The organism is Pseudarthrobacter sp. LMD1-1-1.1, from assembly GCF_040676255.1.
Classification (GTDB): Bacteria; Actinomycetota; Actinomycetes; order Actinomycetales; family Micrococcaceae; genus Arthrobacter.
Genome location: NZ_JBEGHP010000026.1, coordinates 99,701 through 114,633, shown reverse-complemented (window position 1 = coordinate 114,633; position 14,933 = coordinate 99,701). Strand labels below are relative to the sequence as shown.

General features: G+C 61.7%; 13 protein-coding genes and 2 pseudogenes. 11 read left to right on the top strand and 4 right to left on the bottom strand.

What is annotated here, in order from left to right; genetic code table 11:
* Nucleotides 1-563: 563 nt before the first annotated feature.
* The 7 genes and pseudogenes from MRBLMD1_RS20705 to MRBLMD1_RS20675 all read left to right on the top strand — a co-directional run bounded on the left by MRBLMD1_RS20705 (nt 564) and on the right by MRBLMD1_RS20675 (nt 7,941).
* A pseudogene (locus MRBLMD1_RS20705) lies at nt 564-1,159 on the top strand (recombinase family protein).
* A 375-nt stretch (nt 1,160-1,534) separates the two neighbouring features.
* Nucleotides 1,535-2,443 carry a DNA-processing protein DprA gene (gene dprA / locus MRBLMD1_RS20700; RefSeq protein ID WP_364403224.1) on the top strand — a complete coding sequence of 303 codons (909 nt, stop codon included), beginning with the start codon at nt 1,535-1,537 and terminating at the stop codon, nt 2,441-2,443.
* Nucleotides 2,444-3,004: 561 nt separating this feature from the next.
* A complete protein-coding gene (locus MRBLMD1_RS20695; protein WP_364403221.1) occupies nt 3,005-4,030 on the top strand; it encodes a DUF4192 domain-containing protein in 1,026 nt (341 codons plus the stop codon).
* A gap of 183 nt (nt 4,031-4,213) precedes the next feature.
* The gene (locus tag MRBLMD1_RS20690) at nt 4,214-4,366 is read left to right on the top strand and encodes a hypothetical protein (RefSeq protein ID WP_364403218.1); all 153 of its coding nucleotides are present in this window, start codon (nt 4,214-4,216) and stop codon (nt 4,364-4,366) included.
* A gap of 854 nt (nt 4,367-5,220) precedes the next feature.
* Nucleotides 5,221-6,572, top strand: a pseudogene (locus MRBLMD1_RS20685) (ParB/RepB/Spo0J family partition protein).
* A 347-nt stretch (nt 6,573-6,919) separates the two neighbouring features.
* Nucleotides 6,920-7,462 (top strand): DUF4238 domain-containing protein, encoded by a 543-nt coding sequence (locus MRBLMD1_RS20680; RefSeq protein WP_364403215.1) that lies wholly within the window; start codon nt 6,920-6,922, stop codon nt 7,460-7,462.
* Nucleotides 7,417-7,941, top strand: a complete 525-nt coding sequence (locus tag MRBLMD1_RS20675; RefSeq protein ID WP_364403411.1) for a DUF4238 domain-containing protein — start codon at nt 7,417-7,419, stop codon at nt 7,939-7,941. Before MRBLMD1_RS20680 ends, MRBLMD1_RS20675 begins: the two co-directional genes overlap by 46 nt.
* Before the next feature lie 171 nt (nt 7,942-8,112).
* Here MRBLMD1_RS20675 and MRBLMD1_RS20670 read toward each other — a convergent pair whose 3' ends face one another.
* The 3 genes from MRBLMD1_RS20670 to MRBLMD1_RS20660 form a co-directional block, all read right to left on the bottom strand.
* A complete protein-coding gene (locus tag MRBLMD1_RS20670; protein ID WP_364403213.1) occupies nt 8,113-9,246 on the bottom strand; it encodes a hypothetical protein in 1,134 nt (377 codons plus the stop codon).
* 424 nt (nt 9,247-9,670) lie between these two features.
* The gene (locus tag MRBLMD1_RS20665; RefSeq protein WP_364403210.1) at nt 9,671-10,201 is read right to left on the bottom strand and encodes a recombinase family protein; all 531 of its coding nucleotides are present in this window, start codon (nt 10,199-10,201) and stop codon (nt 9,671-9,673) included.
* Nucleotides 10,202-10,673: 472 nt separating this feature from the next.
* Nucleotides 10,674-11,123 (bottom strand): hypothetical protein, encoded by a 450-nt coding sequence (locus tag MRBLMD1_RS20660; protein ID WP_364403207.1) that lies wholly within the window; start codon nt 11,121-11,123, stop codon nt 10,674-10,676.
* A 382-nt stretch (nt 11,124-11,505) separates the two neighbouring features.
* Here MRBLMD1_RS20660 and MRBLMD1_RS20655 point away from each other — a divergent pair, with 382 nt between their 5' ends.
* Both MRBLMD1_RS20655 and MRBLMD1_RS20650 read left to right on the top strand, forming a co-directional pair.
* Nucleotides 11,506-11,982 carry a helix-turn-helix domain-containing protein gene (locus MRBLMD1_RS20655; RefSeq protein ID WP_364403204.1) on the top strand — a complete coding sequence of 159 codons (477 nt, stop codon included), beginning with the start codon at nt 11,506-11,508 and terminating at the stop codon, nt 11,980-11,982.
* A 38-nt stretch (nt 11,983-12,020) separates the two neighbouring features.
* Complete coding sequence (locus tag MRBLMD1_RS20650) at nt 12,021-12,833, top strand: IS3 family transposase (protein WP_364403201.1); 813 nt, start codon at nt 12,021-12,023, stop codon at nt 12,831-12,833.
* A gap of 592 nt (nt 12,834-13,425) precedes the next feature.
* Here MRBLMD1_RS20650 and MRBLMD1_RS20645 read toward each other — a convergent pair.
* Nucleotides 13,426-13,653: a DUF2188 domain-containing protein gene (locus MRBLMD1_RS20645; RefSeq protein WP_364403198.1), complete on the bottom strand. Its 228-nt coding sequence runs from the start codon at nt 13,651-13,653 to the stop codon at nt 13,426-13,428.
* Nucleotides 13,654-13,876: 223 nt separating this feature from the next.
* Here MRBLMD1_RS20645 and MRBLMD1_RS20640 point away from each other — a divergent pair, with 223 nt between their 5' ends.
* Nucleotides 13,877-14,263 (top strand): hypothetical protein, encoded by a 387-nt coding sequence (locus MRBLMD1_RS20640; RefSeq protein WP_364403196.1) that lies wholly within the window; start codon nt 13,877-13,879, stop codon nt 14,261-14,263.
* 400 nt (nt 14,264-14,663) lie between these two features.
* The gene (locus MRBLMD1_RS20635) at nt 14,664-14,930 is read left to right on the top strand and encodes a glutaredoxin family protein (RefSeq protein WP_364403193.1); all 267 of its coding nucleotides are present in this window, start codon (nt 14,664-14,666) and stop codon (nt 14,928-14,930) included.
* Nucleotides 14,931-14,933: the final 3 nt, after the last annotated feature.

The following is a 14,933-nucleotide window of genomic DNA, read 5'->3' as shown; positions in this document are numbered from 1 at the left end:
GGACAACGCGACCCATCCCCACTCACGTGAACCTGATCGACCATTGATAGGCCGCGCAAGCTTGACAGACTCAGCCACGCATCACACAACGAGCACGAGCCACCTGGGGCAGCGCAACGCTACATAGTGGCAGTCACAGTCGGGGTCCTTCGGCGGGACGGATCGAGATAAATATCCTCCGATCCTGCCAAGGACCTCGCCCCTACCCCAGCGCCAAGACTGCCCCATAACCCTTGGGAAACGAGACGTCGCAACGACGACTCGTCTGACCTGCACAGCCACAGATCTTCTGCGGAATCTAGGACACGAGATGGCAGGCGAGATTCTCGTAACTGTGTTTCATAACCGTCTGGCGAAAATCGGGTACTCATCCTTAGTTATGAGACAGGTGCCAGTGTGTTGAAAACAACAGCTTTTCAAGACACTGACGCGGGCCCCAGTAGCGATAACCGTGGCCACGGGAATGGGCAAAACAGCCGGCCACCCGATGTCTCGTAAAGACGTCTCGCAGTAGATCGTCTCGCGGCGGGTGCAGCGCGGGCTTTTCGAGTCAGAATGGCTTTGTGAGGCTACTCGGTTACACCCGCGTAAGTACTTCCAGCCAGGATGCCCAGCTGCAGCTGGATGCACTGGTCGCCGCCGGTGTGCAGAAACGTGATGTCTTCGCCGATGTGACTTCCGGCAGCAGGACGGCGATCGAGCGGCCGGGAATGAAACGACTCCTCGAGTACGCCGAGGAAGGCGACATTGTGTTGTGTGGCGGGTCGACCGACTGGGCCGGTCGCTGATCGATGTGCTGAACACGGTGGCCTTGCTGCGCGGACGCGGGGTCCAGGTCGGGTCCATCTCCGATGGCATTGACCCGGCAACGTCGACCGGCCGGCTGATGTTGAACATGCTCGCAACTCTTGCCGAGTATGAGCGCGAGCTCATTGTCGAGCGGGTCAATGCCGGCATCGCCGCAGCACGCCAGAACGGCACGCGCTTCGGCCGGCCGCTGTCCGACCCAGCCGTCATCGCCGACAAACTCGCAATCGCCCAGGACGCCCGCGCCAAGGGCCGCACCGCCGAGGACGCCGCCCGTCTCGTTGGCTGGAGCCGCGCAACGCTCTACCGCCACCAGCAAGCCCATGCTGCAGGCGAGAGCACCAGGACCTAGCCGGAACTAGGCGCGGCCTGACTCGGGTTTCCGGCCTCAATTAACCAGCGCCCGGGCCTAACCTGCACGGACCTCGCTTCGCTCGGACTGTAGAAGCATCTTTCTGTTTTTTGCTGCTGTCCTGCGGATCGTACGTGCCCGCTCCACCGGCTCAACCGTCCTGCGGACGGCTGCGCAGCCGATGGCTTGTGTCGGCGCTGCGCTTATTTCCTCCTACAACCCATCGGCTGCTTGCCCTTCGGGTTGCCCGGCTCCGTCGGGCACAGCTACGCGATGCTCCGCCAGCAGGCAAAAAACGCCCGGGGGAGAGGGGAAGCTGGCCGGTCACCAAGGCCGCCCCACCCACCGGATCCTCAGCAAAGGACGAGAAAAACCATGAATGATCGCATTGCACGCGCAGCCCTGACACGACTGTTCGAACCCTGCGACCCGGTCGGGCAGGCCCTTGTCGGCAGGCTCGGCGCGTACGCCGCATTACGGCTTGCCACCGGGGCGCAGCCCGCGCACACCCTTCCGGACGTGACACCCGAGGAGCTGGCCGCCGCATTGAAGCGCTGGGCACCACGGGTTCCGGATGTCGACCCGGAGAAGGACCTTGCCACGATCGAACGCCTGGTCGGCGGGTTCCTGATCCCCGGAGACGAACACTGGCCGGAGGGCCTGGACGATCTGCCCGACGCCCCGTACGGGCTTTGGTACCGGGGCAACATCGAGTTCGGCATCCCGGCGCCATCGAAGTGTGTGGCCCTGACCGGATCCCGGGACGCGACCAGCTACGGCGCCTCCGTTACCGGGGACATGGCGTACGGTTTGGCCCAACGTGGAATCTGCGTGATCTCAGGGCTGGCCTATGGCATTGATGCGCACGCGCACCGGGCCGCGTTGGCCGGGAGTCAGGGAGCGGGACCGGCAACTATCGCAGTGCTGGCCGGGGGCCTGGACCGGGACTACCCGTCCGGTAACGGTGATCTCGCGGCCGCGATCCGCGGCAACGGCCTTACGCTCTCAGAGCTCCCGCCGGGTTCCGCCCCGACCCGGTACAGGTTCCTGCAGAGGAACCGCATCATTGCCGCCCTCGCCGGGGTGACCTGTGTTGTGGAGGCCCGCTGGCGCTCAGGTGCGCTGAACACCGCGCACCACGCGGAGACGATCGCCCGGCATGTGGCCGCCGTCCCCGGAAGCATCCACAGCGCCAACTCCGCAGGATGCCACCGGCTGCTGAAGGAAGGCGGAGCCGGGCTGGTTTCCGACGCAGCCGAACTAACCGAGCTACTCGCCAGTTAAGACTCCCAGGGTGGCCGGTCCTTCCCGGGCCGGTCACCGCGGGCGGTCCGCCGTCGTGGCCGGCTTGCGCTGCGGGTCGGCGGCGGACCGCCATTCGCACACCAGGTATCGGCGACCGGGGGCGCGCGGCCGCCTGAAGCGATTGATGCCGAGGGCAGCCTCCGGGGTGCTGATGGAGGGTTCGCAGGGCTCACCCAGGATCGGGCGTCCGCTGGCGCGGCCGGCTGCTGGGGCCCGGGCGTGCCGTCGCAGAGCTCCGAACCCCCTGGCCCTGACTTGTCTACGACGTTTTGGCTGCTGTCCTGACGGATTGTACGTGTCCGCTCCGGCCGGTCTAGCCCCTCCTTCGTCGGGGCCCGCGGTGCAGGAATTTCCCTGCGGCGCTCCTTCGTCGCTGATTTCCTCCGGGAATTTCCCGCCCCTTGCCCTGCGGGTAGACAGGCCTCCGTCGGCCACAGCTCCGCAAGCTTCGCCAGCAGCCAAAACAACGGGGGAGAGGGGACGCTGGCCGGTCACCACGAGCCGCCCCACCCGCCTAATCCTCAGCAAAGGACTATCAACATGACTGACGCAATCCGCATCTCCAGCCCCGCCGACATCCTCGGGTTCATCCCGCACTCCCTCGGGTTCGTCCCGCGGGAATCCTTTGTGTTCCTGACCATGCGCGGCAAGACGCTGGGCGCGACCCTTCGCGTCGACGCCCCCGCGTCCGCGGAACCCGCCGGGTTCGCCCGCTCCATGTCCGACTACCTCGCCCTGGACACGCAGGCCACCGGCGTGCTGCTGGCCATCTACACGGCCACCACCCCGGCCCCCGGACAGGTGCGTCCGTTCCATGACCACGTCGAAGCCGTCATTGAGACGCTGGAGGTTGCCGGTACTCCGCTGCAGGACGCGTGGCTGGTCACCCCGTCGCACTGGCAAAACCTGCTGTGCGACAGCGACGCCGGGTGCTGCCCGCCCGAACCGCTGGAAGCCATCACCGACGGTCAACTGAACGCCGAACTGGTGTTCCGTGGCAGCAGCTACCAAAAGAAGCCCGGCACGACCTACGCGCCCTTCTCAGGCCCGGCAGACAGGGAGGAACAGATCCGTCATGCACTCCCGGGAGTCCTGGGAGCGGAGCTGCGCCCGGGCCGGGAATTGTGGGCAGAGGCACTGACCCGGGGCGGCTGGATGGACCCGCAGACAGCGGTGGAGCTGCTGGCCTGCTTCCAGCGCCCTGACCTGCGCGACACGCTGCTCTGCAACGTGATCGACCCGAAGCTGCCGGACGCCGAGGACAGCGGGAACCTGCTCGTAGGGGAGGGGATCGCCCCCGACTGGGACCGCGTGGACCGGGCACAGGACACCGCCCGGGACCTCATCGACGCCGCCCCGGAAGGCTACCGGGCGCCTCTGCTGACCCTGATCGGATGGCTGGCGTACCTCAAAGGCCAATCATCCGTAGCTGCGGACCACTTCAAGCTCGCTATGGCAGATACACCGGGCTACCGACTCGCCGAACTGATGGACCAGCTGGTGAGCCGGGGAACCATCGCCCCGGTCGCGAAGAACCAGACAACCGCCTACAAACGGCACCGCTAGAAGCAACGGGGGCCGGGCCGGGAAGAACGGCCCGGCCCCTTGGGTGCGGTGGCGGCCTCCCCCGCAAGCTCCTCCGGCCGCCGATCACGCTGCCGCGGGCGCAGCACTACAACCGGGCAACGTGCCAGAGGCCGGGCTACAGTGGACAAGGAAGACAAGCCACTAAAAGCCTGGGGGCAGGACATGAGCCACGAGTACATCCTCACGGACGAAGACGCCGCACCGGCGGACGCGACCCACGCCCAGGACATTCTCGAGCTCTCGATGCTGACCATGCCGCAGCCCGGCGCCCCCATCGTCGACATCTCCTGGGAGAAATCACCCCTGGACCTATAACTTCACACAGCGAAGACGCTGCACCACTGGGTTTCCTTTTGCTGAGGGAAAAACGGAGGCCGGCCCCAAAGGGGCCGGCCTCCGCCCTTTAACCGCTGAAAAGGACCTCGCTCCGCTCGGACTGCAGAACCATTTTCCTGTTTTGGCTGCTGTCCTGACGGATTGTACGTGTCCGCTCCGGCCGGTCTAGCCCCTCCTTCGTCGGGGCCCGCGGTGCAGGAATTTCCCTGCGGCGCTCCTTCGTCGCTGATTTCCTCCGGGAATTTCCCGCCCCTTGCCCTGCGGGTAGACAGGCCTCCGTCGGCCACAGCTCCGCAAGCTTCGCCAGCAGCCAAAACAACGGGGGAGAGGGGAAGCTGGCCGGTCACCACGAGCCGCCCCCACCCACCGCATAAGGAACACCACCATGACCAAAGCGAAAGCCTACAATCCTGCATCCCAAGTCCTTCCCCGGCAGGATCCTGACCCCTAACCGGAGCCGCAGGAATCGGTTGACAACATCATTGAGATTCCTTCGGATTGTACGTGTCCGCTCCGGCCGGTCTAGCCCCTCCTACGTCGGGGCCTGCGATGTAGGAATTTCCATGCGGCGCTCCTTCGTCGCTGATTTCCTCCGGTAATTTCCCGCCCCTTGCCCTGCGGGTAGACAGGCCTCCGTCGGCCACAGCTCTGCAAGCTTCGCCAGCAGCCAAAACAACAACGGGGGAGAGGGGGCGCTGGCGGGTCACCATGAGCCGAGTCCGCACCCTTTTCCACCCGCTTGACAGACATAGAAGCGTCGGGGGGAGAGGGGACGCTGGCCGGTCACCATTGGTCGCCCCACCCACCGGAATCCTCTGCAAAAGGACAAACACATGAACACCACACCCACGCTGGAAATGCTCGACCCCAAGACCCTGACCATCGACGTCAACGTCCGCAAAGACGCCGCGCTCACCCCTGCCTTCGTGGCCAGCATCAAGGAACACGGCGTACTCGAGCCCGTGATCGCACACCGCAAGGAAGACGGCACCGTGCACGTCCTGACGGGACAGCGACGCACCCGCGCCGCCGTCGAAGCCGAACGCCCGAGATCCCCGTCATGGTCACCGACAGCCCCGAGGAAGCAGAACGCATCCTCACCCAGGTGGTCGAGAACATCCAACGCTCCGCGCTGACCGAGGCCGACGAAGCCGAGGCCTACCACCAGCTCTCCCTGATCGGCGTCTCAGCGGCACAGATCGCCAAGAAGACCGGGCGGACCAAGATCAATGTCGAGGATGCCCTGAAGGCCAAGTCCACTACTGCCGGGGGCGCCGCCCTGGGCAGGGGATGCACCATCGAAGAAGCCCTGATTCTGGCTGAATTTGAAGATGACCCGGACGCGACCGAGGAACTTGAATCAGTCCTCGCTGACGAACCCGACATGCTCATGCACGTCACCCAGCGCCTGCGGGACAAGCGGGACATCGCCGCCGCCCGCGCCGCGCTCATCGCCGAACTCGAAGGCCAGGGCAAGACCATCGTGGAGGACGCAGGCCACTACGCCGACGAAGAGGCCCTGTACGTCTCGGCCGCGAACCGGGCCGACGGAGAACCCGCCACCGAGGACGACGCCAATGCCTACGTCATCCAGCGCAACTGGCAAGGCCACCACTCCGCCAAACCAGTCATCAAAGGGTGGAAGGAGCTCGGCTTCACCCCGCGCCACGAACGCTACGACGGCGGCCGCCAGGCACAGTCCGGCCCCATGACCGAGGAACAGAAAGCCGAGCGGAAGACCCTGATCGCCAACAACAAAGCGATGGAATCCGCTGGTGTCGTCCGCCGCGAGTTCGTGAAAAACCTGCTGGCACGCAAGCAGGCACCCAAGGGATGGCAGTACTTCACCGTCCACGCCATCACCCACCACCCCGAAACCGCCAGTGGCTACCAGGGCGAAGTCGCCGCCGACATGATCGGAGCCAAACCCGAAGACAAGGCCGGACGCTGGGGCTGGAATCCCCTCCGCGACCACGTCGCCAACACCACCGCCCGGCCGGAGTTCTCCCTGATCGCACTGATCTGCGCAGGGTACGAGAAGACCATCGCCAAGGACTCATGGCGATCACCGCACCAAAGCCATCGCGACTACCTCAACCAGCTGGTCACTTGGGGCTACACCGCATCCGAGACAGAGCAGATCATCATCGACAGCGGCAAGGAAACCAGCACCGAAGCCGCCTAGAAGACCCTTGCCGGGCGGTAACCAACCCGCCCGGCAAGGCACCAACCACCACAAACGGTCCAGGAACCTCCCAAAGTGGGGCGGTCCGCCGCCAAGCCAAGCCACAGCAGCCACTTACCAGCGGCGGACCGCCGCTCCACGCGACACAACACCAACGACCTTTCACCCGCGGGACCAGGAACAACGACGTTCCCCAGCCCGTGGTAGCACCACCAATAATTCAGCTACGCTGAAACACAGATTTCCTTTGCAGAGGGAAACCCATGAAGGGCCGACACCGTGAGGTGTCGGCCCTTCTGCATACTGCAAACAGGGAATGTCTTCGTAACGGTGGGGGAGTGGTTTGAATGGCAGACGTTTCGCGAAAGCATCACACGGTGCCGCAGTTTTATTTGAAAGGCTTTGCAACGGCATCTCGCCAGATAGGCACTGTGCAGCTTCCGGGGACCAAAAGGTTTGTGCAATCCACTAGCAAGGCCTCCGCGCACACCGACTTCTATGCCGTGCCAGGGCACGAAGAAGGACCTGATGTTTTCGAGAAAGGTCTGTCGCGAGTGGAAGGGGAAGCGGCACGCGTCATTCGCAGGATCACGGAAGAGCACGTATGGCCGCTCTCGCCAGAGGACAGGGAGCTGCTTGCAGCCTTCCTGACTTTGCAGTTCCTGCGGGGCCCAGAACAGCGCCGGCACATGGAAGAGATGAGCGCTCTTGTTACCCGAATGGAAGTTGGGTACGGGGGAAAGCCAACGTCGCCGCATGGGCTAAGCGGAAACATGGGCTCTCAGTCTCAGAGGAGCAAGCCTCGCGCCTCTGGGACGAGGCAACTCAACCTGGGGGACCTCCCATCCGCCTCGCGCCTATCGGGCACATCAACCAGATGCTGCAGCTGACACCCAAGCTTGTCCGCTACTTCATGTTTCGCCCGTGGATCCTTTATCGATTCTCAGCTCGTTCGCTGCTGACGTGTGATACGCCAGTTAGCCTCATCCCCCACGTGAACAGCCAAATGGGTCATGTTGACGCAATGGAAGAAGGCGTTGGTCTCATGACGGCCTGGGGCATCACTTTCCCACTCACCCGCAAAATCGGTCTACTCCTCGGCAACCCCGAGGAATTCTTTGGAAACGTGGGTGCTGACGAGGTCGCCACTGGTCGCTTTGATATGACCCAAGCTCCGTCTACCACAGCGGCCAACTTGTTCAACGACGCCACCGTTGATAACGCTCGTCAGTGGATCTTCCACCACCCCGACGATGCCCACCTTGTTCCAGATGATCTGCCTCATCCCCGGGACAAGGAGATCCAAGTGATGGGAGGGCCTGAAAAGTTCACCGGAGAACCGCTGTTTGTATCAGAGCAGCATGAGTAAGAACTCAGTCATAGTCTGACGACGCTCGCCCCCGCGTCTGAGCTCAGCCAAATCCTGGAAGGGCAGAGGAGTATGTGTGCCAACGAGCTTTGTCCTCACCGATTTGGCTGAGAATACGCCGCCAGGCCGTCTCCACTTCCTCATGCTCCAAGAGCCACGTCCGGCGCCAGTTTAGTGATCTTTTGTACTGCTTGGTGCTACTTTTCGTTTACTTCGGCGCCTGCTGACCAGCCAAGCGAGCATGGATCCGGCTGTGCCTGAAAGTAGACACGCCACGACCAATTGATAGTAAGTCGGGGAATCGCCGGCATCGCCCTTACTTGCCGGAGATGGCTTTGGCTCATCTCTTTCTTCAACGAGAGGCGCTTCTCTCCTCCGAAATTTGCGGAGAAATGAATCGACAAAAGGACCGGCGGCGCCGAAGAACCAGATAAGGCCGCCGCCCGCGGTGCCTGCCGAAGCGGAGGCGAAGAACAGATCGCGCTGGACGCCCGCCTCGTGTCGCTGATCGACGCCATACAGTTCAAATCCCGGGACTCCATTAGCGCTGTGAAGGGGAAGGCTCCACATGGGGGCTATCGGATCTTCCACTGCTGGGCTTGAGCCCGTCGACACATAATCGGCTGGAAGGTCTTTAGGTGTGATGCTGACGACCGATTCAGCTGCTACCGACCCAATGTTCAGGATCTCGGCGGGAAATGACAGGGTCGCGATACGAGGGAAGACATACCGGTGCTGGGCGCCAGCAACGGATTCAGTAGGAGCCGTCGTTTCTCCCTCCAGGGAAACAGCCCAGCCGAAGCCGGCTACTCCAACGGTTCGCTCCTTGAAGTCTTGTTTGTTGATGACGGTCATAGCGCAGCCATGAGTCAGGGAAAATCCGGCCGAACCTAAATAAAACAATGTATCCGACCATGGCGGCTCTGTATCCGGCGGTGCTACTGGAGGACCGAGCCTAAGTTGCTGGCCGTCGCTCGTCCTGCGCAATTGAACGTCCTTCATTGCTCCACAGAACCCAATCATCAAGTTACCTGCCTGTTCCGGTGGGACAGCGGCGTCGATATCTCCCTCCAGCATCATGTCGAATGAGGTCAGGTTCGGTGAGGGATGGAAGTCCAAGTCAACATCCACTCGTACTGGGGCCGGAGCTGATCCCTTTTCAACGCCCACAAAGATTGCCCCAGGCACACTCAATGGAGGCAGCGGAGTGAAGGCGGGCTGGGAAAAGTGGAGGGCTGCGAGAGTCGACAGAATCGTGACAGCGGCAGCTGCCGCCAGCTGTAATCGTTTGCCTGTATCCACCACCCCAGCAGTTTATGAGTCAAGTTCGATTCGTGAGGCTGTTGCGCCGGATCCACACCAGCAAAACCGGGAGCATTCAACTGATACGAGCAAAGCTCTTGCCGCAAGCTGGTCCTTGCGAACTGCGGCCTCTGCGGCCGCTGGGAATCCCGCCACGCCTGACCTCATGGGTCTTGGCCTAAGACCTGCGCGCAGGACTGCCGGTCAAGATACCTACGGGGGCAATCAAAAACGACCCTTTGTGCTTTGTCCTGGCAAGCGTCTGAACGCACGCCCAGGCGACCCTTCAGGCCCTCATCTGCAGAGACAGAACTCGACTGCGGAACGTTCCATGGGATTCCCGATCAGAACCCCCTGAGAGACGGGTTTTGAGGCGGTCGAAGGGAGGGGGTGCCGGAAAGCCGCGAAAGAGTGCACCGCTGGCGCGTCAGGTCGAAAGGGACTGGGAACGTCGGTAGAAGGTCGCGCGGGACATTCCGAGGTCGCGGGCCACCTGGGCGGCTGGAGCACCGCCCTCGACCAAACTCAAGGCGCTTCGGATCCGGCTGTCTGTGATTCTTCGTGGCCGGCCACCCAGGTCCAGCCCGGCTTGCCGTCGTTTGCTGATGGAGTCGGTGACGCGTTCGCGTTTGATCTCGTGATCCATCTGGGCGAGAGCGGCCATAACGGTAAACAGCATCGACCCCATCGGCGTCGAGGTATCCACGTCGCCCCCTCCCAGATTCAGGACTCGGAGGCCGGCACCGCGGGTCCGGAGCGCGTCGGCGAAAGCCAGCATGTTCTGAGTGGAGCGTCCGAGCTGATCCAGCGTCGTGATGACGAGAGTGTCGCCCTCGACCAGCGCCTCCAATGCCCGGTCGAACTGCGGCCGTGAGGAACGAGCCCCGGAGACGCCATGGTCGATGTAGAGGTCATCCCTTCGGACGCCGGTGGCCAAGAGGTCTGCCTCCTGCCACATAACTAACGTGTAGTACAGGGATGCAAACAGATGGTTTCGAGACGTAGTTATGAGAATCGCCGTGGCAGGGAAATTTCCCGAGATCCGGCGGAATGCCCGCCGCCATCGTCAGGGCCGCGGCGGGGCCGGTGAGACGTCTCGTATCCCAAGGGATACGAGACGGCTATCGGAGGTAAGGGGGCTTCCCCCCGAACGCCCGCGACGCCCAGGAACTAGATAGCGCGGAGTTGTTGTAGCGAAGTATGGCTTTTACACCCCAAAACCCCATACCTACGAGAACAACGCCAACATAGACCAGTATTTCGATGTCGAAAGGGTAGGTGCCGGAAGGATCTCGGGAAGCCATTAGACCGGCTACGAATGCACTAAGTGAGAGACCAACGCTCAGGGCAAGTAGCGACGCCCGCTGTGGTTTCGTAAGAGGGATCGTGGGCATGCGGTGGAAGGTGAAGGTGCTTGATGGTGTTTCTACCTAATCCAGGTATGCGCCGACCATACGCCGCTGCTCCGCCAATGTCGTCGCCATCCGGAGGATTCCCAAATAGAGAATCATAGCCGAGACCAAGAGAGCAGCGGGGCCCGTCCACAAATTCGACGCAAACGGAATTATCAACTCTGGTGTTATCCATGTCAGGGCGAAGAGCATCGCCAGGGGTAGCACCATGTAGTAGGCAGTAGACAGAATTCGGCGGATGGGTACTAGGCGTAAGCTGAAGATTCGCGCGATTGCCGTACGGTGCAGCGTCTGAAGTACCAGCTTTTCTTCTTCACTGGTCGCCGCTTGCAGGCTTTCTAGCCAGAAAGTTGCCTCACGACGAAGCCTTGATGCGGTCGCAAGTTGTTCAAACCCCACAAAAAGTCCAACGAGAGCTGAAACTGCAGCAGCAACTGCAGCCAATACAGAAACCCATTCAGCTTTCACAGCTTGATTATGGCCCTCAACCAACGGTTCATCATTGGTTCGTCGTTGAAGGACACGATGGAGGACCTCGTAAACATCACAGCCGGCCCGCCGACCGGCCCCCGCCGCCCAGGGCGAACCACAGCAACCATCACCAGCGGCGGACCGCCGATCAACGCACCCATTTCCCCCACTCCAGCAAGGTGCCGCGCGTCCAGGGGCGACGACGTCCACCGGGACAGCTGCAGGCACCGCCCACAACATTCAGCTAGGCTGAATCCGTAGATTTCCTTTGCCGAGGAGAACGCAGAAGGGCCGGCTCTTTGTGAACTGCTCCCCGAAAGTTGGACTGAAAAGTCAGTTCTAACTTTCGGGGAGCAGTTTTATGCATGCAAGAAGTTCGTTGTCCGAGGAGCAGCGCGAGGCCGCGGTAGCGTTGTTTGAAACGGGCTGGGGTGCTTGGGCGGTAGCGAGCCGTCTCAAAGCAAGCCGAGGCGCCGTCAAACGTTTGTACGATCGCTGGCGGACGCGCGGAGGTACGACACTGGTGGCAAAGCCAATCCGACCGGTGTTCTCTTTTGAGTTCAAACTTGAGGCCGTGCAGCGATACCGCGCCGGTGAGCCCAAAGTCGCTCTGACGAAAGAGCTCGGGCTGTCCTCCCCACTGATGATCGAGAGATGGGCCCGTCAGTATCGGACCGAAGGCGAGGACGGGCTGCGGCCCAAGCCAAAGGGCCGGCCGAGGAAGAATCCGGATGCCCCGGCGCTGCAGGAACCAGAGCCGGAGCTGCGACGTCTGCGGCGCGAGAACGAGCGGTTGCGGGCAGAGGTGGCCTTCCTGGGAAAAGTAAACGCCTTGAGGGACGAGGAACAGCGCTAAAGGTCCGCGCTGTCATCGCTCTCAAGGCCGAGCACAGGTTGGAAGTTCTCCTGGACGTAGCCGGGTTGGCCCGGTCCACTTTCTTCTACCACCAGGCCAAACTCAATGGCCCAGACGCACGGGAGTCCCTAAAGGCCGCTATTACAGGTATCTTCACGAAGAATCACGGCCGGTACGGGCACCGCAGGATCCATATCGAACTGCTCAGGCAAGGATGGAAGGTCGCCAAGAAGACCGTGCTGAAACTGATGCGTTCCTTGCGGCTGGTTTGCAAGGTCCGAAGCAGGAAGCGGTACAACTCCTACCAGGGCGAACAAGGCATCGTGGCGCCTAACCTGCTAAAACGCCAATTCGAAGCGGACGCCCCCAACCATAAGTGGGTTACCGATGTGACCGAGTTCAGCGTCGGTGATAAGAAGCTCTACCTCTCACCGATCATGGACCTTTTTGACCGGCAGATCATCTCCTACACGATAGGAACCTCACCCAACCTGGAGCTGGCGAATGCCTCACTGCGCGGCGCTTTGGTCACGCTCAAGAATGGCCAGAAACCACTCGTACACTCCGATCAGGGATTCCAATATCAGCACAACTCCTGGCGCACGCTCTTGGCCAACGCTGGCGCGGAGCAATCAATGTCCCGTAAAGCCAACTGCTATGACAATGCCGTCATGGAGAACTTCTTCGGACACCTCAAGGAGGAGCTTTTTCACCGCGTCCATTTCCTGAGCACCGACGCCCTGGCAGCAGCGCTGTGCGACTACATCCACTGGTACAACACCGAAAGAATTTCCACCAAGCTCATGGGCCTGAGTCCGGTGCAGTACCGTGCTCAGACCCTAGCGGCGTAGGGCGCCTCCTATTCTGCGGGCAACGTTCCCAACTTCGCGGAAGACAGCTAGGGTTGGGCCATGAAAGGCGCGGCGCGCCGCAACGTTTGGTTGCGAATGACGGACTCGTTGGGCCTGACCGCGCCCGGGAGAAAGCCTGAGATGCCGGGCCCACGGCTCCTCTGGATTCAAGCTATCGGATGGTCCGCCAGCACCTTGCTCTGGGTCGTGATGTTAGTTCGAGCGCCGCAGGGCCGCGATACTCAGATCTTGTATGGAGTCCTTGTCGTGCTGTCACTCGTGTTGGCGGTGGGCAACTTCGTGATGCTGCGCCGATCAGCCAAGAGGGGAACGGACAATTCAAAGGCACACGACGGTCCGTAGGAACGACGGTAATAGTGGCCTGTCTTGCCTGCTAGTGGGGGCTGTTGACGGCATCCCACAAGGAGAAGGCTCCGTCCGATCTGGGACGGAGCCTTCTCCAAAGAGTCGGTTGCTGGCACTAGGTTGGAAACATCGCTTATATGCGAGTCCAACTTTCGGGGACCAGTTCATTTGAGCCGGCCCTTCTTGTGTCTCCAGGCCACCACGCCCGCCCATTGACGGGTGGCAATCAGCCCGGGACGTTCCGGGGATCGTTGCCGTAGCTGTTTTTGGAGCTGATCTGGCCGTCCTGGTTCTTGATGACGTGCTCCACCTTGTCAGCCTGGGCCGCTTCCCGGCCAGCAGTCACTGCTTCGTCCTTGGTGCCGTAACCGGCACCGAACGCGCGGCCAGTGCCCTCGCGCTTGTTCTTCCATGAACCGTCTTCGTAGTACGTCTCGATATCGCCCTGAGCCACTGCACACTCCCTCTGCCGTTCGGATCTGCTGCGCAAATGCGGATAACGGAAAACCCCGCAACACCGGGGGGAGTGGCGGGGCCTTCCTGACACCCTCCGCCTGATGGGGGACAGGAGGAGAAGCTGACACAAACCTAATAGCAAGCATGCTTACTTTTCAAGTCGAGGGGGCCGCGGTCTACCGTAAGCTGTGCATCAAAAGGGGAACTCATTGGGGGAGAGTATGGACGGGTCGATCGACGCTGACCAGAAACAGCAGATAGCCGCTTGGAACAAACGCTGCGGCAAACTATGGCTCAAATACTTCGCCTTGGTCCTCGTGCCGCTGTTCATCCTGATGTTCCCGTTCTTCCAGGTCCTCAATTATTTTCTTGCCGTAACCGGCCCCCTGGTTTCCGGGGAACTGGCCTACGGCCGGCCCGGATACCACGAGTACCAGACCGCCAAGGATCAGTCTCTGATCATCCTGGCCGGCCTCCTCGTCCTCATGGCCGCCCACTATTACCTCTGCAACCGCTGGTGCAAGAAGGCAATCCGCACCCTCGGGCCGCCGCCCGGAGACTCCACCAGGTGGAACCGCTGGGTGTTTGGAAAAGCCAAGAACACTTAGACGGTGACACGGGCAACTTTCCCATGGTCCACGCCATGCGCCGCCGGCACGCGGACCGCCGTGGTCGACGTTCCTTCAGCAGGGACGACACGGGACTGCACGGCTGGGCGCCACTGGGTTCAATACGGAACCACTCTAGGGGGCCTGGCTTCTAGGGCACCCGGGGGCTGAGATCCTGGGGAACCTGCGGGGACCACCACAGTCGCCGGCGGCTTCGGTGGCCTTCTTCCTGTGACTCTGCAGGAAATGAGCTGTACCTCTATTGGCCCGAATAGTAAGACCAAAAACCCCGGAAACATGCGGCAAAACCTCTATTCATTCAGTTGAATGATTGCTAAAATTGAGGTAGCAAGTCAACCAGACGAACGAAACTCATTTGATACGAAACCAGGTGCTGAAAATGACTGCTTCACCAACCGCTTACACGGTCTACACCAAGCCCGAATGTCCCAACTGCGAGAAGACGAAGGACTACTTCGACTCCAAGGGCATCACCTACACGGCCGTGGACATCACCGAAGTGCCGGCAGCGCTGGAGTACATCACCGCCGAACTCGGCTACTCCCAGGCTCCCGTCGTCGTGAACAACTCCGATGACCAGGACCGCTGGTCCGGCCTGCGCCGCGACAAGCTCGTCCAAGCAGCCATGAGTCACAAGGCAGCGTGAGGA

Coding starts and splice junctions, on each gene's coding strand:
- MRBLMD1_RS20635 (WP_364403193.1), top strand. CDS start 14,664: ATGACTGCTTCACCAACCGCTTACACGGTCTACACCAAGCCCGAATGT.
- MRBLMD1_RS20695 (WP_364403221.1), top strand. CDS start 3,005: ATGACTGACGCAATCCGCATCTCCAGCCCCGCCGACATCCTCGGGTTC.
- MRBLMD1_RS20690 (WP_364403218.1), top strand. CDS start 4,214: ATGAGCCACGAGTACATCCTCACGGACGAAGACGCCGCACCGGCGGAC.
- MRBLMD1_RS20640 (WP_364403196.1), top strand. CDS start 13,877: ATGGACGGGTCGATCGACGCTGACCAGAAACAGCAGATAGCCGCTTGG.
- MRBLMD1_RS20665 (WP_364403210.1), bottom strand. CDS start 10,201: ATGTGGCAGGAGGCAGACCTCTTGGCCACCGGCGTCCGAAGGGATGAC.
- MRBLMD1_RS20680 (WP_364403215.1), top strand. CDS start 6,920: ATGGCAGACGTTTCGCGAAAGCATCACACGGTGCCGCAGTTTTATTTG.
- dprA (WP_364403224.1), top strand. CDS start 1,535: ATGAATGATCGCATTGCACGCGCAGCCCTGACACGACTGTTCGAACCC.